Origin of the sequence: Streptomyces ureilyticus, from assembly GCF_011045025.1 — a bacterium.
Taxonomy (GTDB): Bacteria; Actinomycetota; Actinomycetes; order Streptomycetales; family Streptomycetaceae; genus Streptomyces; species Streptomyces ureilyticus.
Genome location: NZ_JAAKZX010000404.1, coordinates 1 through 3,052, shown reverse-complemented (window position 1 = coordinate 3,052; position 3,052 = coordinate 1). Strand labels below are relative to the sequence as shown.

Below are 3,052 nucleotides of genomic sequence, written 5' to 3'. Positions count from 1 at the left end.
GCCCCCGAGAGCGACCCACCGCCCCTCGGCGTACTCATGCGCCAGCTCATGACAGGCGACCTGCACCGCCCGCTGCGCGTCCAGCGAAACGGCCAGATGAGCCAGCGGATCCTCGAAGTGCGTATCGGCCCCGTGCTGGGTCACCAGCACCTGAGGCCGGAAGTCCGCGATCAACTCCGGCACGACGGAGTGAAAGGCCCGCAGCCACCCCGCGTCCCCGGTCCCGGCCGGCAGCGCTACGTTCACGGCGGAGCCCTCCGCACCGTCCGCCCCGGTCTCCTCCGGCCACCCGGTCTGCGGAAACAGCGTCCGAGGATGCTCGTGCAACGAGATCGTCAGCACCCGCGGATCCTCCCAGAACGCGGCCTGCACCCCGTCCCCGTGATGCACATCCACATCGATGTACGCGACCCGCTCGGCCCCCAACTCCAGCAGCCGCGCGATCGCCAGCGACGCGTCGTTGTAGATGCAGAACCCCGACGCCCCGCCGGGCATCGCATGATGCAGCCCACCCGCGAAGTTCACCGCGTGCGAGACGTCCCCGCGCCACACCGCCTCGGCCGCGCCCACCGACTGCCCGGCGATCAGCGCGGACACCTCGTGCATCCCGGCGAAGGCGGGATCGTCCATGGTCCCCAGGCCGTACGACATGTCCGCCGCCCGAGGATCCACGGAAGCGGCCTTGACCGCCTCGACGTAGTCCGCGCGATGCACGAGCCGCAGCGTCGACTCCCCGGCCGCCTTCGCCGCGACCACGTCCATCTCACGATCGAGCCCGAAGGCATCGACCAGTCGCCGGGTCAACGCCAGCCGGACCGGATCCATCGGGTGATCCGGACCGAAGTCATAGCCCGTTACTGCCTCGTCCCACATCAGCTGTGCGCGGCCGCTCATGCCCGTCACCGTATCGGTCCGGTTGAGGAGCGAACGAACGGGCGTACAGAAGTGTCACCAGCACCAACACCATCGGCACCAGCATCGCCCCCCGGTACGACCACGCATCGCCCAAGGCCCCCACGAGGGGCGAACCGATCAAGAACCCCACATAGTTGAAGATATTCAGCCGCGCGATGGCAGCATCCGCAGCACCCGGGAACAGCCGCCCTGCCGCCGCGAAAGTCTGCGGCACGAGCACACACAACCCGAGCCCCAGCAACGTAAAGCCGAGCATCCCGACCCACGCCCCCGGCGCCACCGCCACCACCGCGAACCCAACGGCCGCGACGACCGACCCCAGCCGTACGACCGCCACGGCCCCGAACCGCCGCACCCCTAGGTCCCCGATGGCCCGCCCGAGCAGCGTCGTGACCATGTAGACGTTGTACGGCACGGTCGCCAGCTCCTCAGAACTGCCCAGCACGTCCTCCAGATACTTGGCGCTCCAGTTGGAGACGGTCGAGTCCCCGATGTACGCGAAGGTCATCACCAGACACAGCGGCAACAGCAGCTTGAAGGCGACGGGTTGGGCCCCGGCCACCTCCTTCGGCTCCTCGGCGCCGGGTCCGCCCCCGTCGACGTACCACCGACTCCCCACCAGCGCGACGGGCAACAGCACTACGACGACCGGCAGATACGACACGAAGAGGTGCAGGTCCCAGTGCGCTCCCACCCACGCGAGCGAGGCGCCGAGGATCCCGCCGAGGCTGTACACCGCGTGGAAGCCGAGCATGATGCTGCGCCCGTACGCGTGCTGAAGGCTGACCCCGAGCATGTTCATGGACGCGTCGAGCGCACCGACGGCCAGCCCGAACGCGGCCAGCGACAAGCCGATCTCCCACAGCGCGTCACCGGCTCCGACGCCGAGCAGCGCGAGCAGCACGACGGGCTGCGACCAGCGCAGTACGTGACTGGGCGGCACCCGCTTGACCAGCTGCTCCGTACAGACGCTGCCGACGCCGGCGAGCACCGGCACAGCGGCGAGGAAGGCGGGCAGCAGGGCATCGGAGATCCCGTACTGGTCCTGGATCGCAGGGATCCGCGTCACCAGCAGCGCAAAGGCCACACCTTGAGCGAAGAAGCTGAACGCCAATGAGGCCCGGCCGCGCCGCAGCACATCTGTCATGGCGGATCAGCGTACGGGCGCGGCTTACTCGTGGGTAGATGGATCGGAAGGTGAATTTTGCTCAGCTTCTGGAAGGGGGCTTCAGGATCCGGATCCTGCCGGATTCTGGAGGGGGCTACAGGACCGCGGGGAAGCTTCGGGACTGGAGGGGAGCAGAGGGAGCATCAGGAGAGGAGCGCGGGCAACTCCTGCATCGAGCCGAAGAGTCCGGTGGCGCCCGCGAGCCGCTCAGCGGGCGTCATCGCCGTGAACCCGTACACATCCATGCCTGCCGCGACAGCCGCCCGCACCCCGAGCGGGCTGTCCTCGACGACCACACACCGCTCCGGCCGGACCCCCATCCGCCCGGCCGCGTACAGAAACAGATCCGGCGCCGGCTTCCCCCGCCCCACATCCTGCGAACTGAAGATCCGCGCGTCCTCGAAGCACCCCTCAAGCCCTGCCGCCCGATGCCCGACCCGAATCCGCTCATGACTCCCGGAGGACGCCACACAGTACGCGACACCGTCCGCAGCCAGCTTCTCCAGCACCTCGACGGCCCCGGCGACCGCCCCCAACTCCCGCTCGAACGCGGCGAATACGCGCGCATGGAAAACCTCGTCGAAGTCCTCGGGCAAACACTGACCGGTCCGTTCCAGCACAAGATCGTGTACGCGATGCATGGCGGCGCCCATGTAGTCGCGAAGGGAGTCCTCGTACGAGGTCGGGTGCCCGAGCTCGGTGAGATAGGCGGCGAGCAACTTGTTGGAAATCGGCTCGCTGTCCACGAGCACGCCGTCGTTGTCGAAGATGACGAGGTCATAGCGCATAACAAAGACTGTAAACGCAGAAAACCCCCTCACCGAAGGCAAGGGGGCTTTCTTAATATTTGTTCGGCGGTGTCCTACTCTCCCACAGGGTCCCCCCTGCAGTACCATCGGCGCTGTAAGGCTTAGCTTCCGGGTTCGGAATGTAACCGGGCGTTTCCCTCACGCTATGACCACCGAAACA

Annotated in this window: 3 protein-coding genes and 1 rRNA gene; all 4 read right to left on the bottom strand. The window is 67.5% G+C overall.

All coding sequences use genetic code 11. The features are described 5' to 3' along the window. Window positions 1-894, bottom strand: an 894-nt coding sequence (locus G6048_RS47470; RefSeq protein WP_165345813.1) for an acetoin utilization protein AcuC, incomplete at its 3' end; no start/stop codon positions are given. Beyond that, on the bottom strand, window positions 845-2,062 hold the full coding sequence (locus G6048_RS47465; protein ID WP_165345812.1) for an MFS transporter: 1,218 nt from the start codon (window positions 2,060-2,062) through the stop codon (window positions 845-847). The genes G6048_RS47470 and G6048_RS47465, both read right to left, overlap by 50 nt. A gap of 164 nt (window positions 2,063-2,226) precedes the next feature. Then, entirely contained in the window at window positions 2,227-2,871 is a 645-nt protein-coding gene (locus tag G6048_RS47460; protein ID WP_165345811.1) for an HAD family hydrolase, read from the bottom strand. Window positions 2,872-2,932: 61 nt separating this feature from the next. Then, window positions 2,933-3,049: ribosomal RNA gene (gene rrf, locus G6048_RS47455) — 5S ribosomal RNA — on the bottom strand. Between the last annotated feature and the right edge of the window lie 3 nt (window positions 3,050-3,052).